At 68.0% G+C, this 22327-nt stretch carries 24 protein-coding genes and 1 tRNA gene; 17 read left to right on the top strand and 8 right to left on the bottom strand.

Annotated elements, in window-relative coordinates; all coding sequences use genetic code 11:
• The 10 genes from G8346_RS11875 to G8346_RS11830 all read left to right on the top strand — a co-directional run.
• Positions 1-1881: methylmalonyl-CoA mutase family protein (locus tag G8346_RS11875; RefSeq protein ID WP_240901443.1), on the top strand; the 1881-nt coding region annotated here is incomplete at its 5' end.
• A 128-nt stretch (positions 1882-2009) separates the two neighbouring features.
• Positions 2010-2789, top strand: coding sequence for a DUF3450 domain-containing protein (locus tag G8346_RS11870; protein WP_166051489.1), 780 nt, complete (start codon positions 2010-2012; stop codon positions 2787-2789).
• Positions 2786-4132 carry a MotA/TolQ/ExbB proton channel family protein gene (locus G8346_RS14875; protein WP_240901442.1) on the top strand — a complete coding sequence of 449 codons (1347 nt, stop codon included), beginning with the start codon at positions 2786-2788 and terminating at the stop codon, positions 4130-4132. The genes G8346_RS11870 and G8346_RS14875 overlap by 4 nt, the downstream gene beginning before the upstream one ends.
• Entirely contained in the window at positions 4129-4653 is a 525-nt protein-coding gene (locus G8346_RS11860) for a MotA/TolQ/ExbB proton channel family protein (protein ID WP_166051487.1), read from the top strand. Before G8346_RS14875 ends, G8346_RS11860 begins: the two co-directional genes overlap by 4 nt.
• Positions 4654-4666: 13 nt before the next feature.
• Positions 4667-5074, top strand: coding sequence for a biopolymer transporter ExbD (locus G8346_RS11855; RefSeq protein WP_166051485.1), 408 nt, complete (start codon positions 4667-4669; stop codon positions 5072-5074).
• A gap of 41 nt (positions 5075-5115) precedes the next feature.
• Positions 5116-5523 carry a biopolymer transporter ExbD gene (locus G8346_RS11850; RefSeq protein ID WP_166051483.1) on the top strand — a complete coding sequence of 136 codons (408 nt, stop codon included), beginning with the start codon at positions 5116-5118 and terminating at the stop codon, positions 5521-5523.
• Positions 5523-6146, top strand: a complete 624-nt coding sequence (locus G8346_RS11845) for an energy transducer TonB (RefSeq protein WP_166051482.1) — start codon at positions 5523-5525, stop codon at positions 6144-6146. Before G8346_RS11850 ends, G8346_RS11845 begins: the two co-directional genes overlap by 1 nt.
• Positions 6147-6152: 6 nt before the next feature.
• The gene (locus G8346_RS11840; protein ID WP_166051480.1) at positions 6153-7442 is read left to right on the top strand and encodes a hypothetical protein; all 1290 of its coding nucleotides are present in this window, start codon (positions 6153-6155) and stop codon (positions 7440-7442) included.
• A 202-nt stretch (positions 7443-7644) separates the two neighbouring features.
• Positions 7645-8598: a site-specific tyrosine recombinase XerD gene (gene xerD, locus G8346_RS11835; protein ID WP_166051478.1), complete on the top strand. Its 954-nt coding sequence runs from the start codon at positions 7645-7647 to the stop codon at positions 8596-8598.
• 132 nt (positions 8599-8730) lie between these two features.
• Positions 8731-9450 carry a DsbC family protein gene (locus tag G8346_RS11830; protein WP_166051476.1) on the top strand — a complete coding sequence of 240 codons (720 nt, stop codon included), beginning with the start codon at positions 8731-8733 and terminating at the stop codon, positions 9448-9450.
• Positions 9451-9474: 24 nt separating this feature from the next.
• On the opposite strand, the gene fdxA is transcribed toward G8346_RS11830, so the two are convergent.
• From fdxA to G8346_RS11790, 8 genes are all read right to left on the bottom strand, one after another.
• Positions 9475-9798 (bottom strand): ferredoxin FdxA, encoded by a 324-nt coding sequence (gene fdxA / locus G8346_RS11825; protein WP_166051474.1) that lies wholly within the window; start codon positions 9796-9798, stop codon positions 9475-9477.
• Positions 9799-9884: 86 nt separating this feature from the next.
• Positions 9885-10427 (bottom strand): NUDIX hydrolase, encoded by a 543-nt coding sequence (locus tag G8346_RS11820; RefSeq protein ID WP_166051472.1) that lies wholly within the window; start codon positions 10425-10427, stop codon positions 9885-9887.
• Positions 10428-10490: 63 nt separating this feature from the next.
• The gene (locus tag G8346_RS11815) at positions 10491-10721 is read right to left on the bottom strand and encodes a FeoC-like transcriptional regulator (RefSeq protein WP_166051470.1); all 231 of its coding nucleotides are present in this window, start codon (positions 10719-10721) and stop codon (positions 10491-10493) included.
• Positions 10722-10731: 10 nt separating this feature from the next.
• Positions 10732-13047 (bottom strand): Fe(2+) transporter permease subunit FeoB, encoded by a 2316-nt coding sequence (gene feoB, locus G8346_RS11810; protein ID WP_166051468.1) that lies wholly within the window; start codon positions 13045-13047, stop codon positions 10732-10734.
• Entirely contained in the window at positions 13047-13277 is a 231-nt protein-coding gene (locus tag G8346_RS11805) for a FeoA family protein (RefSeq protein ID WP_166051466.1), read from the bottom strand. The genes feoB and G8346_RS11805 overlap by 1 nt, the downstream gene beginning before the upstream one ends.
• Positions 13278-13315: 38 nt before the next feature.
• Complete coding sequence (locus tag G8346_RS11800; RefSeq protein ID WP_166051464.1) at positions 13316-13891, bottom strand: cytochrome c; 576 nt, start codon at positions 13889-13891, stop codon at positions 13316-13318.
• Positions 13892-13901: 10 nt separating this feature from the next.
• Positions 13902-15227 (bottom strand): carbohydrate porin, encoded by a 1326-nt coding sequence (locus G8346_RS11795; protein WP_166051462.1) that lies wholly within the window; start codon positions 15225-15227, stop codon positions 13902-13904.
• A 149-nt stretch (positions 15228-15376) separates the two neighbouring features.
• Positions 15377-15463: transfer RNA gene (locus tag G8346_RS11790), tRNA-Leu, on the bottom strand.
• A gap of 189 nt (positions 15464-15652) precedes the next feature.
• Between G8346_RS11790 and G8346_RS11785 the strand changes: the two genes are divergently transcribed.
• The 7 genes from G8346_RS11785 to secD all read left to right on the top strand — a co-directional run bounded on the left by G8346_RS11785 (position 15653) and on the right by secD (position 22321).
• Positions 15653-16195 carry an RNA polymerase sigma factor gene (locus tag G8346_RS11785; RefSeq protein WP_166051460.1) on the top strand — a complete coding sequence of 181 codons (543 nt, stop codon included), beginning with the start codon at positions 15653-15655 and terminating at the stop codon, positions 16193-16195.
• A complete protein-coding gene (locus tag G8346_RS11780; protein ID WP_166051458.1) occupies positions 16168-16803 on the top strand; it encodes a hypothetical protein in 636 nt (211 codons plus the stop codon). The genes G8346_RS11785 and G8346_RS11780 overlap by 28 nt, the downstream gene beginning before the upstream one ends.
• A gap of 37 nt (positions 16804-16840) precedes the next feature.
• Positions 16841-17758 carry a PDZ domain-containing protein gene (locus G8346_RS11775; RefSeq protein WP_166051455.1) on the top strand — a complete coding sequence of 306 codons (918 nt, stop codon included), beginning with the start codon at positions 16841-16843 and terminating at the stop codon, positions 17756-17758.
• A 105-nt stretch (positions 17759-17863) separates the two neighbouring features.
• Positions 17864-18916: a tRNA preQ1(34) S-adenosylmethionine ribosyltransferase-isomerase QueA gene (gene queA, locus G8346_RS11770; protein WP_166051452.1), complete on the top strand. Its 1053-nt coding sequence runs from the start codon at positions 17864-17866 to the stop codon at positions 18914-18916.
• Positions 18913-20028, top strand: a complete 1116-nt coding sequence (gene tgt / locus G8346_RS11765) for a tRNA guanosine(34) transglycosylase Tgt (protein WP_166051450.1) — start codon at positions 18913-18915, stop codon at positions 20026-20028. The genes queA and tgt overlap by 4 nt, the downstream gene beginning before the upstream one ends.
• Before the next feature lie 85 nt (positions 20029-20113).
• On the top strand, positions 20114-20443 hold the full coding sequence (gene yajC / locus G8346_RS11760; RefSeq protein WP_166051448.1) for a preprotein translocase subunit YajC: 330 nt from the start codon (positions 20114-20116) through the stop codon (positions 20441-20443).
• Positions 20444-20467: 24 nt separating this feature from the next.
• Positions 20468-22321, top strand: a complete 1854-nt coding sequence (gene secD / locus G8346_RS11755) for a protein translocase subunit SecD (RefSeq protein ID WP_166051446.1) — start codon at positions 20468-20470, stop codon at positions 22319-22321.
• Positions 22322-22327: the final 6 nt, after the last annotated feature.

Genomic DNA, 22327 nt, shown 5'->3' with positions numbered 1-22327 from the left:
CTGCTGCGCGACTGGCCGGCGCGCCGCGCCGCGGTGGAGGCGGAGGAATACAGTTACCGGGTGCGCGAACGCGAGCTCAAGGGCCAGAACTACACCGAGTCGCTCAGCCGCCTCATGCTGCCGAAGCTGGCGCCGCCGCAATACGAGGACTGGGGCCAGCAGCTCAGGTTCCTGCTGCGGGAGAACCTGCCCGGCGGCTACCCCTACACCGGCGGCGTGTATCCCTACCGGCGCGAGGCCGAGGACCCGATCCGCATGTTCGCGGGCGAGGGCATGCCCGAGCGCACCAACCGGCGTTTCCATTACCTCGCCTCGGGGCATGCGGCGACCCGGCTGTCCACGGCCTTCGACTCGGTCACGCTGTACGGCGAGGACCCGGACGAACGGCCCGACATCTACGGCCGCATCGGCAATTCCGGCGTGTCCATCGCCACGCTGGATGACATGAAGCGGCTCTATTCGGGTTTCGACCTGTGCGACCCGAGCACCTCGGTGTCCATGACCATCAACGGGCCGGCGCCGATGATCCTGGCCATGTTCATGAACACGGCCATCGACCAGCAGGTGGAAAAACACCTGCGGGCCATCGGCGGCTGGGAGGCGGCCGAGAAGCGCATCGCGGAGATCCTCGGCGACCGTGAGCGCCCGGGGTATCGCGGCGAGTTGCCGCCGGGCCATGACGGCTCCGGGCTGGGCCTGCTGGGTGTCTCAGGCGACCAGGTGGTCGATGCGGAGACCTATGCCCGCATCCGCGAGGAGACCCTGGCACGGGTCCGCGGCACGGTGCAGGCGGACATCCTCAAGGAGGACCAGGCCCAGAACACCTGCATCTTCTCCACCGAGTTCGCCCTCCGGATGATGGGCGACGTGCAGCAGTACTTCATCGACCACAAGGTGCGGAACTTCTACTCCGTCTCCATCAGCGGCTACCACATCGCCGAGGCGGGCGCGAACCCGATCAGTCAGCTCGCCTTCACCCTTGCCAACGGCTTCACGATCGTCGAGTACTACCTGGCAAGAGGCATGAAAATCGACGATTTTGCACCGAACTTGTCGTTTTTCTTCTCGAACGGCATGGATCCGGAGTATGCCGTCATCGGCCGCGTGGCGCGCCGCATCTGGGCGCGGGCCATGAAGCGGCTGTACGGCGCCGGGGCCCGCAGCCAGATGCTCAAGTACCACATCCAGACCTCGGGCCGCAGCCTGCATGCCCAGGAAATGCAGTTCAACGACATCCGCACCACCCTGCAGGCCCTGTACGCCCTGTTCGACAACTGCAACAGCCTGCATACCAACGCCTTCGACGAGGCGCTGACCACGCCCACCGAGGCCTCGGTGCGACGCGCAGTGGCGATCCAGCTCATTATTAACAGGGAACTGGGCCTGAACCGGAACCAGAACCCCTGGCAGGGCTCCTACCTCATCGACTACCTCACGGACCAGGTGGAGGAGGCGGTGTACGCCGAGTTCGAGCGCATCACCGAGCGCGGCGGGGTGCTGGGGGCCATGGAATCGATGTACCAGCGCGGCCGCATCCAGGAGGAGAGCCTGTACTACGAGCACAAGAAGCACGACGGCAGCCTGCCCATCGTGGGCGTCAACACGTTCCTGGGCCCGGACGGCCCGGACGAGGCCTCCATCGACGAGGGCCAGCTGATCCGCTCCGGGGAGGAGGAGAAGCAGGCCCAGGTGGCCTCAACGCGCGGTTTCAACGCGGTCTCCGGCGCCGATGGCGACCATGCCCTCGAGGCCCTGGCCCGGGCCGCTGCGAGCGGCGGCAACGTCTTCGCAGGGCTCATAGAGACGGTCAAGCGCTGCTCGCTGGGCCGGATCAGCCGCTCGCTATATGCCGTCGGGGGGCAATATCGGCGTAACATGTAGCGCGCGGGCCGCGGGGGGCGGCGCGCACGCTTTTCATCATGGGATGATTCTGCTAGCTTTCCCCGCTCCCCGCGGGGCATCTCGCGGCCGCACCCCATACCTGTCTCTGTCACATTGAAGAGGTTCTCATGCATCAAAACAGGAGATGGCGCCCCAGTGCGTACGCCGCCCTGGCGCTGATGGCGGTACTGCCGCTCGGCCACGGGGTCGCGCAGGAACGCACCCTGAACGCCGCGCTCTCGGAGCAGAAGTCCAGTGTCCAGGACTCTGCCCGCTCCCAGGCCCGGATCGCCCAGCTGGCGGACCAGACCACGGAGTTGCTCGGCGAGTACCGGGTCACCATCCAGCGCCTCGACCGCGTGCGCATTTACAACGAGAATCTCCAGTCCCTGGTCAATGACCAGGAGGCCGAGAAAGAGAACATCCAGCGGCAGCTGGAGAGTTTCCAGGAAGTCCAGCAGGACATCATCCCGCTGATGTACGAGATGATCGACGACCTGGAGAGCTTCATCGAGCTTGACATGCCGTTCCAGCTCACCGAGCGCCAGAACCGGATCCAGTTGCTGCGCGACATCATGGAGCAGTCCGACGTGACGGTCTCCGAGAAGTACCGCCAGATCATGAACGCCTACCAGATCGAGGCGGACTTCGGTCGCACCACCGAGGCCTACGACGGCCAGCTGGGCGACCGCAAGGTGGACTTCCTGCGCGTCGGCCGCATCCTGCTCGCCTACCAGACCCCGGACCGCGAAGAGACCGGTTTCTGGAACAAGAACACCCGCGAGTGGGAAGTCGCCAACGATTTCCGCAACGACATCGTGGAGGGACTGAGGATCGCCCGCCAGCAGGCGGCGCCGAACCTGTTGCGCCTCCCCGTTTCCGCGCCCGAGACGGAGCAGGTCCAATGAGAAAGCTCATCATCATTGCGGCCGCGCTGTCGGCCGCGCTCGCGGCCCCGCAGGCCCTGGCGGTGGATTCCCTCGACGAGCTGCTGCAGCAGGTGCGCCAGTCGCGCTCCGCGCTGAGCGCCGAGAACCAGGCCCGCGAGCAGCGTTTCATCCAGAATCGCAACGAGCAGCAGGCGCTGCTGCAGCAGGCCCAGCAGGAGCTGGCCGCGGCGGAGGCCCGCAGCAACCAGCTCACCGAGCAGTTCAACGCCAACGAGTTGCAGCTGGCGGAGCTCAACGAGACGTTGCGCCTGCAACTGGGCAATTTCGGCGAGCTGTTCGGCGTCGTGCGCCAGGTCTCCGGGGACACCGTGGGCCTGATCCGCAGTTCGCTGGTCACGGCGCAGGACAACGGCCGCGAGGAAGTGGCCGAACGCCTCGCCCAGGTGCGCGGCGTGCCCTCCATGGAGGAGCTCAACGACCTGCGCGCCCTGCTCACCGAGGAGATGATCCGCAGCGGCAACGTGGCGCGCTTCAGCGCCACGGTGACGCGTCCGGACGGCACCCAGGAAGAGGAAGAACTGGTCCGCATCGGGGTGTTCAACCTGATCTCCGGCGATCGTTTCTTCAACTACCTGCCGGAGACCCAGACCATCCTGGAGCTGGCCCGCCAGCCCCAGGCGCGCTTCCGCAACATGGCGGAGAACCTGTTCAATGCCAGCCCCAACACCACGGTGGCGACGGCGGTCGACCCGGGTCGCGGCTCGCTGCTGGCGCTGCTGATCCAGGAGCCCAGCCTGGCCGAGCGTATCGACCAGGGCGGCCTGGTGGGTTACGTCATCATCGCCCTCGGCATCGTCGGCCTGCTGATCGCTCTCGTGCGCTGGCTCTACCTGGGCGCCGCCGGCGCCAGGATCCGCGGCCAGCTGAAGTCGGCCGACCAGCCCAACGAGAAGAACCCGCTCGGGCGGATCCTCAAGGTCTACGACGACAATCGCGACGTCGACACCGAGACGCTGGAATTGAAGCTCGACGAAGCCATCCTCAAGGAAGTGCCGAAGCTCGAGACCTGGCAGGGCGCTATCAAGGTCATCGCCGCGGTGGCGCCGCTGCTCGGACTGCTCGGCACCGTGACCGGCATGATCGTGACTTTCCAGGCGATCACCCTGTTCGGCACCGGCGACCCGAAGCTGATGGCCGGCGGCATCTCGCAGGCCCTGGTGACCACGGTGCTCGGCCTCACGGTCGCCATTCCGCTGGTGCTGCTGCATAGCGTCGTGGCGAGCCGCTCGAAGGCCCTCATCGAAGTGCTGGAGGAGCAGAGCGCCGGCATCATCGCCAAGCAGGCGGAAGGCGGCAGATGAACCCCTTCGTCGATGCGTTCGTATCGATCCGCGACTTTTTCGAGGCGGGCGGGGATGTCCTGTTCGGCATCCTCGCCGTCACGATCCTGATGTGGACGTTCATCATCGAGCGCATCTGGTACTTTTATTTCGTCCTGCCCAAGCAGGTGGAGAGCGTCCGTGCCGAGTGGGACGCCCGCCATGACACGACCTCCTGGGCCGCGGTCCAGGTGCGCAGCTACCTGATCTCGAAGGTCAACCTGGACAGCCGGCGCTTCCTGCTGCTGATCAAGACCCTGATGGCGGTACTGCCGCTGCTCGGTCTCCTGGGCACGGTCACCGGCATGATCGCGGTGTTCGACGTCATGGCCTTCGCCGGCACCGGCAATGCCCGGCTGATGGCGGGCGGCGTGTCCAAGGCGACCATCCCGACCATGGCGGGCCTGGTGGCGGCGCTGTCGGGACTGTATTTCGCGGCCTGGCTGGAGAAGAAGGCAAGCATCGCTACCGAGCGGCTGGAAGGCCTGCTGGTGCGACATTGAGGACTGAACAGGCATGAGACGCCGCATCGCCAGAACCGAGGACGAGGCCGAGATCAACATCACGCCGATGTTGGACATCGTGTTCATCATGCTGATCTTCTTCATCGTCACCACCTCGTTCGTGAAGGAGGTCGGTCTCGAGCTGAACCGGCCCTCGAACGAGCCGCAGGAGGAGAAGAAGATTTCCGAGGTGATCGCCATCCGCATCGAGTCCTCGGGCCAGATCCAGGTGAACAACCGCCCCGTCGACATCCGCGCCGTGCGCGCCAATGTCGAGGGCGAGCTGGCGACCAAGGGTTCCAGCACCCCGGTGGTGGTGATCGCTGACCGCACCGCCGACTCCGGCCTCATGGTCAGGGTCATCGACCAGGCTCGCATGGCGGGCGCCGCGTCGGTATCGATCGCCGCCATGGCGCGCTGAGCGCGGCGAACTTTTAGCCACCAAGCAGGGTCCAGACTTACATGGCAAGAAGGCATGCGTCACGGGAAGAAGAGACGGAGATCAACATCACGCCGATGTTGGACATCGTCTTCATCATGCTGATTTTCTTCATTGTGACGACCTCCTTCATCCGCGAGACTGGCATCGACCCGCAGCGCCCGGAGGCCCTGACGGCCTCACGCCAGGACCGCGGCAACATCCTCATCGCCATTTCCGCCACCGGCCAGATCTGGATGGACAAGCGCCAGGTGGAGCTCGAGTCGGTGCGCCAGCGCATCGAGCAGGCGCGCAACGAGAGTCCCGAGAGCACCGTGGTGATCATTGCCGACGAGCGCTCCGAGACCGGCATCCTCATCGATCTCATGGACCAGATCCGCCTCGGCGGCATCCTGAACGTCTCGGTCGCAGCGCAGTCGGGAGGGCAGTGATGAGATTCCTGGTCGCCATCGTCTCAGGCGTTTTCATGGCGCTGCTGCTGTTCCTGCTCATGCACGCCCTGATCGGCGGGCGCGACGGCTTCGAGCGCCCGGAAGACACCGGGAGGGTGGTGGACTTCGTCCGGGTGCGCGCCGACGAGATCGTGCAGACGCGCGAGCGCCAGGTGCCGAAGAAGCCGCCGCCGCCCGACAAGCCGCCGCCGCCGCCGCAGCTGCAGACCCAGGCGCCGCAGCAGCAGGTGAGGCAGGTGCTGGACATCGAGACGCCGGATATTTCCGTCGGCTTCACCGGCGGGCCCGTGGTGGCGGCCGGCTGGCAGGCGGGCGACAACATGGGTGACGGCGACATCATTCCGATCGTGCGCATCGAGCCGAGTTATCCGCGCGACGCCGCCATGAAGGGAATCGAGGGCTACGTGAAGGTCATGCTGACGATCCTGCCGGACGGTTCTGTGGGCGAAGCCCGCGTCATCGACGCCAACCCGCCACGGATTTTCAACCGCGAGGCGGTCCGCGCTGTCCTGCGCTGGAAATTCAAGCCGCGCATCGTCGACGGCCAGGCCGTATCCCGCGAGGCCGAGCAGACTATCGAGTTCAACCTGAACCAGGACTGATTACCGATGAAGATTCCTCGCCTGGTCACTATGCGCCACTTGATGCTGCCGCTGGCCGCCGTGCTCGCGATGGTGCTCGCCCCGGTCGGAGCCTCTGCCCAGCAGGAGCCGCAGCCCGAGGTCGTGCGCGAGGAGCCGAACATCCTCATGGGGGAGCGCGCCTACCGGCGCTATGAAGCGCTCACGCTGCTGTATTCGGAAAACAGGTACCAGGAGGCGCTGAAGGCCGTACAGGAATACCTCGAGGGCCCGCTGAACGATTACGAGCGCGCCATGGGCGAGCAGATCTACGGCTTCGTGCTCATCGCCTTAGATCGCGTGGACGAGGCCATCAAGCGCTTCGAGCGCACCGTCGAGCTGGACGCGCTGTCGAACAAGGGGCACTTCGACATGATGAAGTCGCTGGCGCAGCTCTACGCCTCGCGCGAGGAGTGGCAACGCTCCATCGACATGATGAAAGAGTACCTGAAGTTCCAGCCGGAGCCGACGCCGCAGGACCGCATCATGATGGCCCAGAACTACGCCCAGATGGAGCGCTACCGCGAGGCCCTGCCCTGGATCACGGGGGCCCTCCAGCAGGCTGGCGCGGAGGCGCAGGAGAGCTGGTACCAGCTGGCGCTGGCCATTCACTTCGAGCTCAAGGACTACCGTGCCGCGGTCGGGATCCTGAAGACCATGGTGGCGCGCTGGCCCGACAAGCTGAAGTACTGGGAGATGTTGTCCGGCGCGCACCAGGAATTGAACCAGGACATGGACGCCTTGGCCGCGCTGATGGCGGCCTACAACGGCGGCCTGGTCACCGAGCAGCCGAAGCTGCTGACGGTGGCGCGGATGAGCATGTACAACGAGCTGCCCTTCCAGGGCGCGCAGATCCTGGCGAAGGGCATGGAGTCCGGCCAGATCGAGGCCAACGAGGCCAACCTGCGCCTGCTGCTCAGCGCCTGGACGTCCGCGCGCGAATACCAGCGCGCGGGCGAAGTCATCGACCGGCTCGCGCCCATGACCGGCGAGGGCGACCTGCTGATGCAGAAGGCACGCCTGATGATGGAGCAGAACGAGTGGCAGGAGACCGTGGATGCCGCGCGTGCTGCCCTGGAGCTCGGCAACGTCAAGAACCCCGGCGGCGCCTGGCTCATGATCGGCATCGCGGCGATGGAACTGGGCCAGCTGCGCGAGTCCCGCAACGCCTTCCAGCGCGCGCAGGAGTTCGACGCCGACACGCGCCGCCAGGCGCGCGAGTGGCAGCGCTTCGTCGAGGACCGCATCCAGCTGGCCGAGCTGCGCGCCCGCAACTAGCGCAACCTGCCGTTCCCGCTATTGTCCCCTGCGCGCCCGGGCGCCGGCATGCGTCCCGGCTCGTTATGTGAACCGGCTCACATTATGTTAACCGTCTCGGATTCTGTGACTGCAGTCGCATCCCCGTTGCGGCGCGCGGTCGAGAATCGAGCCTGCATTTTTTCCTTGCAGGCTCCGGTTTCAGGATTGAGCAGTGGACGGCATGGCATCTTCAGGTCAGAACAGCGCTGGGCGGACAGACGGGCAGGCGGGGCAGCGACTCCTCGAGGCCTCCGAGCGGGCCATCGACCGCTTCCTCGACGCCGCCTGGATGGAGCGGGGCCTGTCGCGGAACACCCTGACGGCGTATCGCACCGACCTGGTGGCCCTGGCCCGCTGGCTGGCGGCGCGCGGCTGCGAGCTGCCCGCGGCGGACCGGGAGCACATTCTCGGCTTCATCGCTGAGCGGGTCGAGGGCGGCGCCCGGCCACGTTCCTCCGCCCGCCAGCTCTCCAGCTTTCGTCGCTACTTCCGCTGGCAGGTGCGGGAGCAGGGCAGCGGCAAGGACCCGACGGCCGACATCTCCATGCCGAAAATCGGCCGGCCGCTGCCGAAGTCGCTCACCGAGGACGAGGTCGAGGCGCTGTTGGACGCGCCGGACACCGCCGACCCGCTGGGACACCGCGATCGCACCATGCTGGAGGTGCTGTACGCCACCGGCCTGCGCGTGACGGAACTGGTGAACCTGACCCTGGCGCAGGTCAACTTGAACCAGGGCGTGGTGCGCATCACCGGGAAGGGCGGGCGCGAGCGGCTGATCCCGCTGGGCGAGGAATCGATCGAGTGGCTGCAGCAGTTCATCGCCGGGCCGCGCGCCGAGATCCTGGCGGAGAAGCAGACGGATTACCTGTTCCCCACGCGACGCGGCGACCGCATGACGCGGCAGGCCTTCTGGCACATCATCAAGCGTTATTCCCAGCGCGCCGGCATCGCGCGGGCCCTGTCGCCGCACGTGTTGCGCCACGCCTTTGCTACGCACCTGCTGAACCACGGCGCCGACCTGCGCGTGGTGCAGATGCTGCTCGGCCACAGCGACCTGTCGACCACCCAGATCTATACGCACGTGGCGCGCGAGCGCCTGCGCGACCTGCATGCGCGCCACCACCCGCGCGGCTGAGCGTCCCGCCGGGAGCGACCACATTCCGGCCGCCTGCGGCTAGAATATGCGCGCGCCGGCCGCCGGCGCCGAAACTTTGCCGGCTGCGGCCGGTCTGAAAGTCCCACCGCCATGCCAAGCACCGGAGCCCCCATGCCGTCCCTGATCGCCGCTCTCTCGCTCGCCGCCCTGCTCCCCTCGGCCGCCACTGCGCAAGACGCCACCGTCGAGGAGCGGCTGGCCAGCATGTTTCCCGGCGTGGAAGCCGAGAACATCAGCGCCACGCCCGTGCCGGGCCTGTGGGAAGTCGCCGTTGCCGGGCAGGTGATCTACCTGAGCGAGGACGGGCGCTACATGGTGCGCGGGGACATCATCGACATGATGGCGGACCGCAATCTCACCGAGGACCGGCGTAACGCCTGGACCGAACAGCAGCTCGCCAAGGTGAGCGACCGGCTGGACGAGTCGACCATGGTGGTCTTCGCGCCCAAGGGCGAGGTGCGCCACACCGTGACTGTGCTGACCGATGTCGACTGCACCTATTGCCGGCGCCTGCATCGCGAGCTCGAGGCCTACCACGCGCAGGGCATCAAGATCCGCTACATGTTCTACCCGCTCGGCGGAGAAGGATCGCCGGGCTGGACCAAGGCGCAGGCCGTGTGGTGCTCGCCGGACCGCAACGACGCCATGACGCGCGCCAAGCTCGGCCAGCCCGTGAACGCGAAGCCGTGCGACGACACGCCGGTGCAGGCGCATTACGATCTCGGCCGCGAACTGGGGATCAGCGGCACGCCGGCCATCCTGACCGACAAGGGCGTGGCGCGCGGCTACGTGCCGGCCGACCGCCTGGCGGCCTGGCTCGACGCGGAGTAACTCGCGCAGTAAGTCGCCGGTTGACTAGCGCTCCAGGTGCTGGAGCTTGTCGGGCTTGCCGTCCCACTCCTCGGCGTCGGCGGGCGGGTCGCCCTTTTCCGTGATCACCGGCCACTGCGCCGAGAGTTCCTTGTTCAACTCGAGGAAGTGACCCTGTCCGGCAGGCAGGTCCTCTTCGGAGAAGATCGCCTCGGCCGGGCACTCGGGCTCGCACAGCGTGCAGTCGATGCACTCCTCGGGGTCGATGACGAGGAAGTTGGGCCCTTCATGGAAGCAGTCCACGGGGCAGACCTCGACACAGTCCATGTACTTGCACTTGATGCAGTTCTCGGTGACGACGAAGGTCATGGCGAGCTTGTCTCCGGGTATCTGGTGGCCGGCGCCGGGTCAGGCGCGATCAGCGCATTATTGTGCCACAGGGCGTGCGCGCAGACTCAAGCGCTGCGGTTGCGGTCGATGACCGTGGTGTGCAGGCGGCGCACGCCGGCCGCGCGGTCCTCGAGGAATTTCTCCAGCGCGAAGCGCACCGAGAGGAAGGCGATGTCGTCCCAGGGGATCTCTTCCGGGCGGAACAGCTTCACTTCGAGGCTTTCCTCGCCGGCCCCGAAATCGCCGTCGCGCAGGGTGGCGCGGAACATGAGGTGGACCTGGCGCGCGTGCACCACGTCGACCACGGCGAACAGGTCGTGGATCTCGACCCGCGCCAGCGCTTCCTCCAGTGTTTCGCGCGCCGCCCCCTGGGCGATGGTCTCGCCGATTTCCATGAACCCCGCCGGAATGGTCCAGTAGCCGTAGCGCGGCTCGATGGCGCGCTTGCACAGGAGCACCTCCTCGCCGTGCTCCGGCACGCAGCCGACCACGACGAGCGGGTTCACGTAGTGGACCTTGCCGCAGGCGGTGCAGACATGGCGCGGGAGGCCGTCGCCGTCGGGGATGCGCAACTCGACGCGGCTGCCGCATTCGGTGCAGTAATTCATCGCGGTCCTGATCGCGGGGGAGGGCCTATTCTGCCCTCCGCGCCGCAGCGCCGCCAGCGAGCCTCACTTCGTCGTGCTGGCGCACCATTCGTAGACTTCGGCGCTCCCCAGGGGACAACGCGTGCAAGCGGCACACTTGCCCCCCGCCGCCAGCCTGCGGACGCATCCCTTGCGTTCCAGCAGGCTGAGCATGCCGCGCAGGGCGCCGGGGTCGGCCTCGACCCCGAGCGCGATCTCCCGCAGGCTGGCGCGGCCACGTTTTGCCAGGTAGTCGTGCAGTCGAGACATTAACATCGGCATACCCTCAGCGACTCTCGCCGACCCGCACCGGGACCCCGAGCGACTGGCGTCCCATGCGTCGCAGCACGAGCACCGTCGCGGCCATGGCGGCGATCACCGCGGCGATCCAGGCCGTGGACTGGGTGGGATCGCGAGAGAAAATCGCGGCCTGGTAGTAGATGGTCGCGAGGCCGTAGGCCATGCCCGTGGTCCAGAACCCGACGAAGCCGGCCCAGCGCGCCCCCGATTCCTGGTACACGGCCGCAATGGCGGCGGTGCAGGGGAAGTAGAGCAGGATGAACAACAGGTAGGCGAAGGCGCCCGCGGTGCCGTCGAAGCGCAGGGCCATGGCGCCGAAGGTGGCGCTGGCCACCTCCTGCTCCGCGGCGACGCTCTCGAGATCGCTCAGATCGCCGACGTCGAGTCCCAGGGGATCGGCCCAGCTGCCCACTGCATCGAGCAGGTTGGCCGGGATCGTGGCGAAGGCCGCGGCCAGGCCGCCGAGCAGGTCGAAAGCCTCTTCATTCGCGGTCACTGCGCCCATGTCCGCGGCGCCCAGCGCCGTGTAGGCCGCATCCAGGGTGCCCACGACCGCCTCCTTGGCGAGCACGCCGGTGAAGATGCCGACCGCGGCGGGCCAGTTGTCTTCACTGAGCCCCATGGGGGAGAAGGCCGGCGTGATGGTGCGCCCGACCTCGGCCAGCACCGAGCGGTCGCTGTCCTCGTTGCCGAAGCTGCCGTCCGTGCCGATGGAGTTGAGCACGTTCAGCACCAGCACCATGGGCACGATCACCCGGCCGGCGCGCACGATGAAGCTCTTCAGGCGATCCCAGGTATGGATCATCAGGCCGCGCAGCGTCGGCATGTGATAGCGGGGCAGTTCCATGATGTAGGGCGCGGACTGGCCCTGCAGCAGCGTGTTCTTCAGCGCCAGGCCGGTGGCCACCGCCGCGATCATGCCGATCAGGTACAGCGCGAACACCACGTTCTGCGCGCCATGCGGGAAGAACGCGGCGCCGAACAGCACGTACACCGGCAGCCGGGCGCCGCAGGACATGAACGGCGCCATGGCGATGGTGAGCAGGCGATCACGGCGCTGCTCGAGAGTGCGCGTGGCCATGATGGAGGGCACGTTGCAGCCGAAGCCGACGATCAGCGGCACGAAGCTCTTGCCGGGCAGTCCGATCCAGCCCATCAAGCGGTCCATGACGAAGGCCGCGCGGGCCATGTAGCCCGAGTCCTCGAGGATGGAGATGAAGAAGTACAGGAAAGCGATCACCGGGATGAAGGTCGCCACGACCTGGAGGCCGCCGCCGATGCCGTCGGCCAGCAGCACGGTGAGCCAGTCCGGCGATCCCAGCGCGCCCAGCACGGCGGCGAGGCCATCGATGGCGATGGTGCCGACGAACTGGTCGAAAAAGTCGATGAAGGCGCTGCCGATGTTGATGGTCAGCATGAAGACCAGGTACATCAGCCCGAGGAAGATGGGAATGCCGAGCACGCGGTTCAACACCACGCGGTCGAGGCGCTCGGTCACGTTCGCGCTGCTGCGCCCGCTCACCTGCACCGCCGCGCTCACTGCCCGGTTGGCAAAGCCAAAGCGTCCGTCCGCGATCATGATGTCGAGGTCGTCCGCGAGCTCGTCGCGGATCCCGGCCGCTTTCGCCGCCAGTGCAGGCCCGGCGCGCCCGAGAGCCTTGGGGTCGCCTTCGAGCAGCTGGATCGCACGCCAGCGCGGCGCGGTGAGGTCATCTTCGAGCCGCGCGTCGAGGCGCGCCAGGGCGTTCTCGACCGGGGCCGGATAGGGCACCACCAGGGCCGGGCGGGGCGGCGCCGCGGCCAGCTCCAGGATCAGTTGCTTCAGCTCGGGGATGCCCTTGCCGGTCGACGAGACGACGCAGGCCACCGGGCAACCGAGCAGTGCTGCCAGGCGCGCCGGGTCGATTTCCAGCCCGGCGGTCTCCGCCACGTCCACCATGTTGAGCACCACCAGCAACGGCACGCCGATCTCGGCCAGCTGGGCGCTGAGATACAGGTTGCGCTCGAGGTTGGAGGCGTCGACCACGTTGATCATCAGGTCGACTTCTTCGCCCTGCACGAAGTCGCGCGCGACCTGCTCATCGAGCGAGATCTCGTGGTCCACCACGTCGAGGGAGTACGTGCCCGGCAGGTCCACGACGGTGAACAGCTGGCCGTCGACGGCGAACTCGCCGGTCTTGCGTTCCACGGTGACGCCCGGCCAGTTGCCGACCTTCTGCCGGGCGCCGGTCAGGGCGTTGAACAGCGTGGTCTTGCCGCAGTTGGGGTTCCCGACCAGGCCGAGGGTGAAGTTCGTTTTCATCACGTTTTCTCCACGAGCAATGCAGCCGCTTCCGTCTTGCGCAGCGACATGGAGAAGCCGCGCACGCGGACTTCCATCGGGTCGCCGAGCGGCGCCACGCGCGCCACGTGCACTACGGCGCCCGGGGTCAGGCCGAGCGACAGCAGCTTGCGCCGGTAAGACGGGGAGGCGCCGTCGAAGCCGACGATCCGGCCGCTCTCGCCGACCAGCAGTTCATTCAGGGTGGTCATCTCAGTTCTCCTTGCCGCCGCCGCGGCCGGGGCGAAGCTCACGGCGCCTGCGCGGCAGGGGCGTCGAGGAAGCTGCGCATGTACAGCACCAGCTGCCAGATCTCGGCGTCGCTCAGTTGCTCGTCGTATGGCGCCATGGCCGTCGGGTTCTCGCGCCGCCCCGGGCGAGACACCTGCTGGCTGCCCTGGCCGGCAGCGACGTGGAAGGCGCCCGAGCCGTACTTGGTGATCCAGAAGAGCTGGCCGTCGCTGAGCGGCGCCATGGTCGGCGCGCAGGTGAAGTCGCGCGGCGGCGGCACCAGGCCCGCGCCGGCCGGGCCGCGCCCGTCGCCGGCGCTGCCGTGGCAGCTGGCGCAGGAGCCGCCCGGACGATCGGCCTGGTACAGGGCCCGTCCCTGCGCCAGGTTCTCGGCGCTGGGGGCGAGCGGGTTGGTCAAGGCCTGGTAGGTGTCCGGAGCGCGCTGGGTGTCGCGCGGTTGCGGACACTGGAGCTCTGCATGCTGCGGCCCCGGGTCGCCGGTGGGCCCGGAAGCAGCCGGGCAACCGGCGAGAAGCAGCGCTAGCGCCGGCAGGGCGGCGAACTTGCATGCAGTGGAGGCGATGGGGAATGTCATGGCGGGCACCTCAGAAACTGACCTGGTAACGCAGGCCGACAAGCAGGGCATCGTCCAGCGCCGGGTCGGTGGCAGGATTGCTGATGTACTGTGCATCGAGCTGCAGGCTGAACCAAGGCAGCAGCGGCATCCAGTAGGTCAGTTCGACCACGACTTCGGCGTCTTCGACCGGGGCGCCGGCCTGGGCCTGGGCGTCTTTGAAGTCGTCGCCGTTGAAGGCGGCGGAAACACCCAGCCCCAGCACGTCCTCGGAGCGAGTCGGGAACAGTCCGGTGTAGACCAGGCCCGCCCCCGCGTAACTGCCGATCGGGTTGACGGCCTCGTCGGCGACGCCGACGCGGAGGAAGCCGCTCAGGCCCTCGAGATACTGGCCCGGTTCGCGGTAGAGGTCGCCTTCTAACAGCGCGTAGATGCCGTGCGTCCCGCCCTGCTCGCCAGGCGCAGCGCCGGGCGTCGGCGGCAACAGTTCCTCGAAGTCGGTGGTGTACGCCCAGGCGCCCACGGCGGCGCGCAGGAACCGGCCTGCGCCGGCGCCGCGCTGGAACCCGGCTTCGCCGAGGACGAGCAGGCCGTCGTCGCTATTGAGACTGATCTGCGTGCCGTGCGGCTGCTCGGGATCACCGGCCACGCCGTCGAGCACGGCCAGCTGGACGTAGCGCGTGTCGTCCGGATGGTAGCGGGCGCGGACGCCCAGGCAGGTGGTGGGGTAGACGCAGGGCCCGTTGAGGCCGGTTTCGGACAGGTCCAGGCCGGTGCCGAAACCGCCGTTCATGAAGACCCCGGCGGTCTCCTTGACGTCGAACTCGCTGTCAACGCCGTACAGGCCGGCCAGCACGGCGAGCTGGCCGGCCATGAACTCGCGCTCCAGCCAGGCTTCCAGGACCTTGCCGGTGGGGATGTTGGCGAGATTGCTGGGTGCGTGCACGGAGCCGGCGCCGTCACCGGGATCCCGGCCGAAAGTGCCGATGCCCAGTACGAAGGCGCGCGTGGCCGGCCAGCCCAGCATGGCCTCGAGGTCGAACTCGATGCCGACGTCGACCAGTCCGGAGAAGTAGGTCGATTCTTCGGCGCCGCCGTCGATCACCGCAAACACGTCGCCCGTGTGGTTGATCCCGATCTCGACGCCGTTGAGCGCCCATTCCGTGCGCAGCCCGCCCCAGTCGCCGGTCAGGTTGGCGCGGCTGGCGAGGGAATCGCCTGGCGTGTCCTCCGCCTGGCCGACGGCGCTCGCCAGCAGCAGGATCGCGGCTCCGGTCGCGGCGGTCACCCGGGACCGGGCGCTGCGGCCCGGATGCAACGGGAACTCGCCTGGAGAATGGATGGCCCCGCTGGTCATCGTTGTGCTCCTTCCGAATACGAGTAAACCGAAATGCGAACGATTCGCAATAGGAAGGTTACAGACGGCGGGAATGTCGGGAAATAAGTAGATGGCGCAGCGCACCACGGGGAGTGGTGAGCGAGGTCAGAAAACAACGGCCAGCAGGGTGGTGCCCGGGGCGAGAGTCGAACTCGCACGATGTCACCATCGGCGGATTTTGAGTCCGCTGCGTCTACCAGTTCCGCCACCCGGGCAGGTGCGGGGCGCGGCCTGCGCGGCCGCGAGCGCGAAGCTTACCATTGCCGGGGCGGGCTGCGACATTGCGACCTTCGACGTGGCTGGCGCATCTGAAGGGCAAGGGGAAAAGGAGAGGACGACTCGTGGCGGGATTTGCCGACTGTAATCCGGACCCGGGCATTCTGGCGCGAGCGCGGCGTGGCGACATGAAGGCCCACGAGGTGCTGTATCGCAGCTACGGGGCGCCGGTCTACACGCTCGCTACCCGGATCCTGGGCGACGTTGCCCTGGCGGAGGAGGTGCTGCAGGAAACCAGCATCGAGATCATGCGCCACCTGCGGGAGTTCCGCGAAGACGCGGCGTTCGGCGGCTGGGTGAAGCGGATCGCGACCAACAAGTGCCTGGCCCTGCTGCGCAGCGCCTGGCATCGCAAATCCCGTGCGCTGGATGGCGCCGACGACGAGATGGAGGAGGCGCACTGGGGCGCAGGGGAAAGGGACTTCTCAGTCCAGCTGGCAGACCGGCAACGCCTGGAACACGCGCTGCAGGCCCTGCCGCCGACGGCCCGCGCCGTGGTGTGGCTGTTCGACGTCGAGGGTTACAGCCACGAGGAGATCGCCCGGATGATGGGCAAGAGCGTCAGTTTCTCGAAGTCCCGGCTGTCGCGCGCGCACGAGCAGTTGCGCGCCAGCCTGGGCACGGATGAACAAGAGGTGAGCACATGCATGCCACGACCGAACAACTGCTGAGCCTGCGCGACGGCGACGCCGTGGACGCCTCGACCAGCGCCCACGTCGCTGCCTGCCCCCGCTGCCAGCAGGCGCTGGCCGCATCCGCCCGTGTGCGTGCCGAGTTGCGCGCCCTGCCGCCGCTGGAACCGCCGCGGGACCTGTGGGGCGCCATCGCCGTGGACGGGCTGCCCGCGGTACGCCGCCGCGGGCCCGCGTCCTGGCCCATGCTCGGCGGTCTCGCGGCCGGCTTCGTGCTCGGCATCGCGCTGATCCTGAGCATGGGCGGGCGCGAGGCAGACCGGCCGGCGCCCGGGACCACCACCGACATGGTGGCCTCCACACCGGCGCCGGCGAGTTCGACGCCGGGCGCCAGCCGGGCGGAACTGGTGGCCACCTCGCAGCAACTGGAGGCCGCGCTGCGCGCCCTGCCGGCCGCGCCGCGGGTCACCCGCACCAGCACGGCCCTGACCATCGACGAGTTGCATGACCGCATCCAGGACGTCGACCTGATGCTCGGCGATCCGCGGCTGGACGCGGAGAGCGAACACCGGTTGTGGGACCAGCGCGTGCAGCTGATGACCACGCTGATGCAGGTCCGCTATGCCGAACTGCAGGAAGGCTACTGAGGCGCCTGCGCCAGGATTCAACAGAGGGGAAAAGGACATGAGACAGCACTTCAAGAAGACTCTTGTAACCGCCGCGGCCATGCTGCTGCTGGTCGGCGGCGCCGCGGTGGCGCAGGAAGACCCGCCGGCGGCGGCGGAAGCCGAGCGCGCCCAGGCCGAGGCGCAACGCGCGGAGGCCGAGGAGCGCCTGGAAGCTGCGCGCGCCCGCCTCGAGGAGGCGGCACGGGAAATCGCCGAGCTCAGCGCCGGCGTGGTGGGTGACGCGCGTGTCGTGATCCGCCAGCACATGGACGAGGCGCGCAGCCCGCGCCGCATCCTGCTCGGCGTCAACATCGGGCCCGTGGGCGGACCCGGAGAGGGCGGTGTGCGCGTCCAGGGCGTGACGCCGGACTCGGCGGCCGATGCGGCCGGCATTCGCAGTGGCGACGTGCTGCTGTCGATCGACGGGGTGCAGCTCGACTGGGCGGACGACACCGACCCGCAGGCAAAGCTCCTCGAGAAGCTGGCGGCGATCGAACCCGGTACCCGGTTCGAAATCGAGCACCGCCGCGACGGCGAGGTGCTGACTGCGGACGTGGAGGCGCGCCCGCGTTCCGAGGCTTTCGAGTTCGATTTTGATATCGAGGAGCTGCAGCGCTCGCTGCCGCCGGGCGCCCAGGCCTTCGTCGGCCGCTTCATCGCCGACCGCTGGGGCGACATGGAGCTGGTCGAGCTGACGCCGGCGCTGGGCGAGTACTTCAAGACGGACGAAGGCGTGCTGGTGGTGCGCGCGCCGAGCGACGACACGCTGGGCCTGGAGGACGGGGACGTGATCCTCGACATCGCCGGGCGCAAGCCGGCGGACGCCAGGCACGTGGTGCGGATCCTGCGTTCCTACGAGCCGGGGGAGCGGCTGGTGCTGAATGTCATGCGCAAGGGGCGCAAGAAGCAGCTGGAGGCGGATATTCCGGAGTGAGTTGTCCCGGGGTGTCGTCCCCGGGGGCCGTCTCGAGCGACGGTCCCCGGCCCCTTTACCGCGACCGCCTGACAGGGGACACTCCCCGCCCCGAGGAGTGTCCCCATGCAGCGCAGCGATTTCGCCTACGACCTGCCGGAAGAACTGATCGCCCAGGCCCCCCTGGCTGAGCGCGGCGCCAGCCGCCTGCTGGTGGTGGACGCGGCGGCCGCATGCTGGCGCGACGCCATGTTCCGGGAGCTGCCGTCCGTGCTGCGGCCCGGGGACCTGCTGGTGCTCAACGACACGCGGGTGATCCCGGCCCGCGCCTTCGGCCGCAAGGAGAGCGGCGGCCGGCTGGAGTTGCTGGTGGAGCGGCTGGAGGGCGAGCAGGGCGTGATCGGCCAGCTGCGCGTCAGCAAGCCGCCGGCGCCCGGCACGCGCCTGCTGTTCGAGGGCGGTGCGGCGGCCACAGTGACGGGCCGCACCGGGCCGGGCGGCGACATGTACGCGCTGGTGTTCGACGCGCCCGTGTTGCCGTGGCTCGAGAGCGCGGGGCACATGCCCTTGCCGCCCTATATCCGGCGCGCGGACGAGGCCGTGGACCGTGCGCGCTACCAGACCGTGTACGGGCGCGAACCCGGCGCCGTCGCTGCGCCCACCGCGGGACTGCATTTCGACGAGGCCATGCTGGCGCGCCTGGCCGCAGCCGGGATCGAGACCGCCACGATCACGCTGCATGTCGGCGCCGGCACGTTCCAGCCGGTGCGCGCCGACGACCCCCGGGAGCACCGGCTGCATGCCGAGCGCGTCGAGGTGAGCCCGGCGGCCTGCGCGGCGATCCGGGATGCGCGGGCCAGGGGCGGCCGCGTCGTCGCCGTGGGCACGACCGTGGTGCGCAGCCTGGAGACCGCAGCGGCCGGCGGCGAGCTGCAGCCGTTCAGCGGTGAGAGCGAGCTGTTCATCCTGCCGGGCTACCGCTTTCGCGTGATCGACGCCCTGGTGACCAACTTCCACCTGCCGGAATCGTCCCTGCTGATGCTGGTGTGCGCTTTCGGCGGCACACGGACCATGCTGTCCGCCTATCGCCACGCGGTGGCCGCGCGCTACCGCTTCTTCAGCTACGGCGACGCGATGTTCATCACCCCCACGCCTTCTGCCGTGGAGCCGCGCCAGTGAAATTCGAGCTGCTGGCGACCGACGGGCGCGCGCGTCGTGGGCGGCTCGAGTTTCCGCGCGGCGCCATCGAGACGCCGGTGTTCATGCCCGTGGGCACTTACGGCACCGTGAAGTCGATGACGCCGGAAGAGCTTGACGGCCTCGGCGCGCGCATCATCCTCGGCAACACCTTCCACCTGATGCTGCGGCCGGGGGAGGACATCGTGCGCGCCCACGGCGGGCTGCATCGCTTCATGCACTGGGAGCGCCCCATCCTCACCGACTCCGGCGGCTTCCAGGTGTGGAGCCTGGCGGAGCTGAGGAAAATCACGGAGGAGGGCGTGCGCTTCGCGTCCCCCATCGACGGGTCGCCGGTGTTCCTGGGCCCGGAGCGCTCCATGGAAATCCAGCGCGCCCTGGGCTCGGACATCGTCATGGCGTTCGACGAGTGCACGCCTTACCCGGCCACCGGGGACGAGGCGCGTGCGTCCATGGAGCTCTCCATGCGCTGGGCCGCGCGCTGTCGCACGGCCCACGGGGACAGCCCCGCGGCCCTGTTCGGCATCGTGCAGGGCGGCATATACGCGGACCTGCGGCGCGAGTCCCTGGCCGGGCTGGTCGAGATCGGTTTCGACGGTTACGCGCTCGGCGGGCTCTCGGTCGGCGAGCCGGCCGCGGAGCGCGAGGCCGTGCTCGACGCCGTGGAGCCGCACATGCCGCCGGACCAGCCACGCTACCTCATGGGCGTGGGCACGCCGGAGGACCTGGTGGAGTCGGTGGCCCGGGGCATCGACATGTTCGACTGCGTCATGCCCACGCGCCATGCGCGTAACGGCTACCTGTTCACCCGCCACGGCACGCTGCGCATCCGCAACGCCCGCCACCGCGACGACACCGGCCCGCTGGACCCGGAATGCCCCTGCTACACCTGCCGCAACTACAGCCGTGCCTACCTGCGACACCTCGAGCGCTGCAACGAGATCCTGGGGGCCCGCCTGAACACCATCCACAACCTCCATTACTACCTCGACCTCATGGCCCAGATGCGGGCCGCCATCGAGGCGGGGGAGTTTGCGGCCTGGCGCCGGGGTTTCTACGCCCTGCGGCAGGGCGAGGACCAACGCGAGGACTGAGGCACGCCCGGCGCTTCGTGGCATAATAGCCCGCTGTTTTACCTCCTGCCCCTCGCCGGGCAGCGCAAACCAGGGAACTACAACGATGGATTTCTTCATCTCCAACGCATACGCGCAGGCAGCGGGCGCCCAGCAGCCCGACATGTTCATGAGCCTGCTGCCGCTGATTTTCATCTTCGTCATCTTCTACTTCCTGCTGATCCGGCCGCAGACCAAGCGCGCCAAGGAACACCGCAAGATGGTCTCCGAGCTCAAGGCCGGCGACGAAGTCGTCACCGGCGGCGGCATCCTCGGCCGCGTACAGGAAGCCGGCGAGCAGTTCCTCAAGGTCGAGGTGGCCGACGGCGTGGTGTTGCGCATCCAGCGGCAGACCGTCGTGGCCGTCCTGCCCAAGGGCACCTTCAAGTCCGTCTGATCAGCTCCCAGCCAGGATAGTCCCGTGGTCCTCAACCGTTTTCCGCTCTGGAAGAACCTGCTCGTCATCGCGGTGATCGTGATCGGGCTGATATTCGCCCTGCCGAACATCTATGGCGACGCGCCCGCGGTGCAGGTGTCGGCCGAAACCGGGCAGCCGCTGGACGAGACTGCGCTGCAGCGTGTCACCGGCATCCTGGACCTGCGTGGCATCAGCCATACGCCCGCGTACCTCGAGGAGGGGCGCGTTACAGTGCGCTTCCCGACGGTCGAGGACCAGCTGCGTTCGCTGGACCTGCTCCGCGAGCAGCTCGGCGATACCTTCGTGGTGGCGCTGACCCTGGCGCCCAGGACTCCGGCTTTCCTGCGCGATCTCGGATTGCAGCCGATGAGTCTTGGCCTCGACCTGCGCGGCGGCGTTCACTTCATGTACGAGGTCGACATGGATGCGGCGATCGCGCAGGCGCTGGACCGTTTTGAGACGGATTTCCGTGCCATGCTCCGCGAAGCCGGTATTCGCTACAAATCGGTGCAGCGGGACGACGCAATTGTGCGCGTGGTGCTGGCCAGCGAGGCCGACCGCGAGGCGGCGGCGGACATAATTTTCGAGACCAACCCCGAGCTGGATGTCACACGGCGCGAGGCCGGCGGCGATTACGAGCTGGTGTACCGGATGACCGAAGAACTGATCCAACAGCGACAGGACTTCGCCATCGAGCAGAACACCGTAACGCTGCGCAATCGGGTCAACGAGCTCGGCGTGGCAGAGCCCGTGGTTCAGCGCCAGGGTGCTGACCGTATCGTAGTGCAGCTGCCGGGTATCCAGGACCCCGCCCAGGCCGAACGCGTGCTCGGCGCCACGGCGACACTCGAGTTCCGACTCGTGGACGAGGCCAATAACGCCTTTGAGGCCGCCGAGCGCGGTCGGGCCCCGATCGGTTCCTCCCTGTACCGGGATCGCCACGGGCAGCCCGTGCTGTTGCAGCGCGATGTGATCGCGACCGGCGACCAGCTAACCGATGCGTCCGCCGGCTTCAACGAAGGACAGCCGGCGGTGTTTGTGAATCTCGATGCCCGCGGGGCGCGCCGCATGGGCGAGACCACGCGCGCCAACTTGCAGAAGCGCATGGCGGTAGTCTTCATCGAACAGAAGCGTGACCTGGTCGAGCGCGAGGGCGAGACGCGGGAGGTGACGCGTACCGAGGAGCGGGTCATCAGCGTAGCCACCATCCAGGGCGTGTTCTCGAATCGCTTCATGATCACCGGCCTCGATCCGCTGGAGGCTCGTGACCTGGCGCTGCTGCTGCGCGCGGGCTCGCTGGCAGCACCGATCTACAAGGTCGAGGAGCGCACCATCGGTCCGAGCCTCGGCCAGCAGAACATCGAGCGCGGCCTTCAGGCCGTGGTCATCGGTTTCCTCGCCGTGGTCGTGTTCATGGCGCTGTACTACCGTGTCTTCGGGCTCATCGCCAACCTGGCGCTGCTCGCTAACCTGGTGCTGGTGGTAGCGCTTTTGTCCATGCTGCAGGCCTCGCTCACCCTGCCCGGCATCGCCGGCATCGTGCTGACGGTCGGCATGGCGGTCGATGCCAACGTGCTGATCTTCGAGCGCATCCGCGAGGAGTTGCGCAACGGGAATTCGCCCCAGGCGGCCATTCACGCCGGCTACGAGAAGGCCTTCTCGTCCATTGCCGACGCGAACATAACGACGCTGATCGCGGCCGTGGTGCTATTCACTTTCGGCACTGGCCCGATCCGAGGCTTCGCCGTGACGCTGTCGCTCGGCATTATCACTTCCATGTTCACGGCCATCGTCGGGACGCGCGCCGTGGTCAATGCGCTGTACGGCGGCCGCCGTATCAAGTCGCTGCCCATCTGAGGAGAC

It is taken from the genome of Thioalkalivibrio sp. XN279 (assembly GCF_011089885.1).
Lineage (GTDB): Bacteria > Pseudomonadota > Gammaproteobacteria > Steroidobacterales > XN24 > XN24.
This window is presented reverse-complemented; position numbering and strand designations above follow the sequence as displayed.

Bases quoted from the DNA above. Each gene is read 5' to 3' on its own strand.
- G8346_RS11870 (WP_166051489.1), top strand. From the start codon at position 2,010: ATGCATCAAAACAGGAGATGGCGCCCCAGTGCGTACGCCGCCCTGGCG.
- G8346_RS14875 (WP_240901442.1), top strand. From the start codon at position 2,786: ATGAGAAAGCTCATCATCATTGCGGCCGCGCTGTCGGCCGCGCTCGCG.
- G8346_RS11860 (WP_166051487.1), top strand. From the start codon at position 4,129: ATGAACCCCTTCGTCGATGCGTTCGTATCGATCCGCGACTTTTTCGAG.
- G8346_RS11855 (WP_166051485.1), top strand. From the start codon at position 4,667: ATGAGACGCCGCATCGCCAGAACCGAGGACGAGGCCGAGATCAACATC.
- G8346_RS11850 (WP_166051483.1), top strand. From the start codon at position 5,116: ATGGCAAGAAGGCATGCGTCACGGGAAGAAGAGACGGAGATCAACATC.
- G8346_RS11845 (WP_166051482.1), top strand. From the start codon at position 5,523: ATGAGATTCCTGGTCGCCATCGTCTCAGGCGTTTTCATGGCGCTGCTG.
- G8346_RS11840 (WP_166051480.1), top strand. From the start codon at position 6,153: ATGAAGATTCCTCGCCTGGTCACTATGCGCCACTTGATGCTGCCGCTG.
- xerD (WP_166051478.1), top strand. From the start codon at position 7,645: ATGGCATCTTCAGGTCAGAACAGCGCTGGGCGGACAGACGGGCAGGCG.
- G8346_RS11830 (WP_166051476.1), top strand. From the start codon at position 8,731: ATGCCGTCCCTGATCGCCGCTCTCTCGCTCGCCGCCCTGCTCCCCTCG.
- fdxA (WP_166051474.1), bottom strand. From the start codon at position 9,798: ATGACCTTCGTCGTCACCGAGAACTGCATCAAGTGCAAGTACATGGAC.
- G8346_RS11820 (WP_166051472.1), bottom strand. From the start codon at position 10,427: ATGAATTACTGCACCGAATGCGGCAGCCGCGTCGAGTTGCGCATCCCC.
- G8346_RS11815 (WP_166051470.1), bottom strand. From the start codon at position 10,721: ATGTTAATGTCTCGACTGCACGACTACCTGGCAAAACGTGGCCGCGCC.
- feoB (WP_166051468.1), bottom strand. From the start codon at position 13,047: ATGAAAACGAACTTCACCCTCGGCCTGGTCGGGAACCCCAACTGCGGC.
- G8346_RS11805 (WP_166051466.1), bottom strand. From the start codon at position 13,277: ATGACCACCCTGAATGAACTGCTGGTCGGCGAGAGCGGCCGGATCGTC.
- G8346_RS11800 (WP_166051464.1), bottom strand. From the start codon at position 13,891: ATGACATTCCCCATCGCCTCCACTGCATGCAAGTTCGCCGCCCTGCCG.
- G8346_RS11795 (WP_166051462.1), bottom strand. From the start codon at position 15,227: ATGACCAGCGGGGCCATCCATTCTCCAGGCGAGTTCCCGTTGCATCCG.
- G8346_RS11785 (WP_166051460.1), top strand. From the start codon at position 15,653: ATGAAGGCCCACGAGGTGCTGTATCGCAGCTACGGGGCGCCGGTCTAC.
- G8346_RS11780 (WP_166051458.1), top strand. From the start codon at position 16,168: ATGCATGCCACGACCGAACAACTGCTGAGCCTGCGCGACGGCGACGCC.
- G8346_RS11775 (WP_166051455.1), top strand. From the start codon at position 16,841: ATGAGACAGCACTTCAAGAAGACTCTTGTAACCGCCGCGGCCATGCTG.
- queA (WP_166051452.1), top strand. From the start codon at position 17,864: ATGCAGCGCAGCGATTTCGCCTACGACCTGCCGGAAGAACTGATCGCC.
- yajC (WP_166051448.1), top strand. From the start codon at position 20,114: ATGGATTTCTTCATCTCCAACGCATACGCGCAGGCAGCGGGCGCCCAG.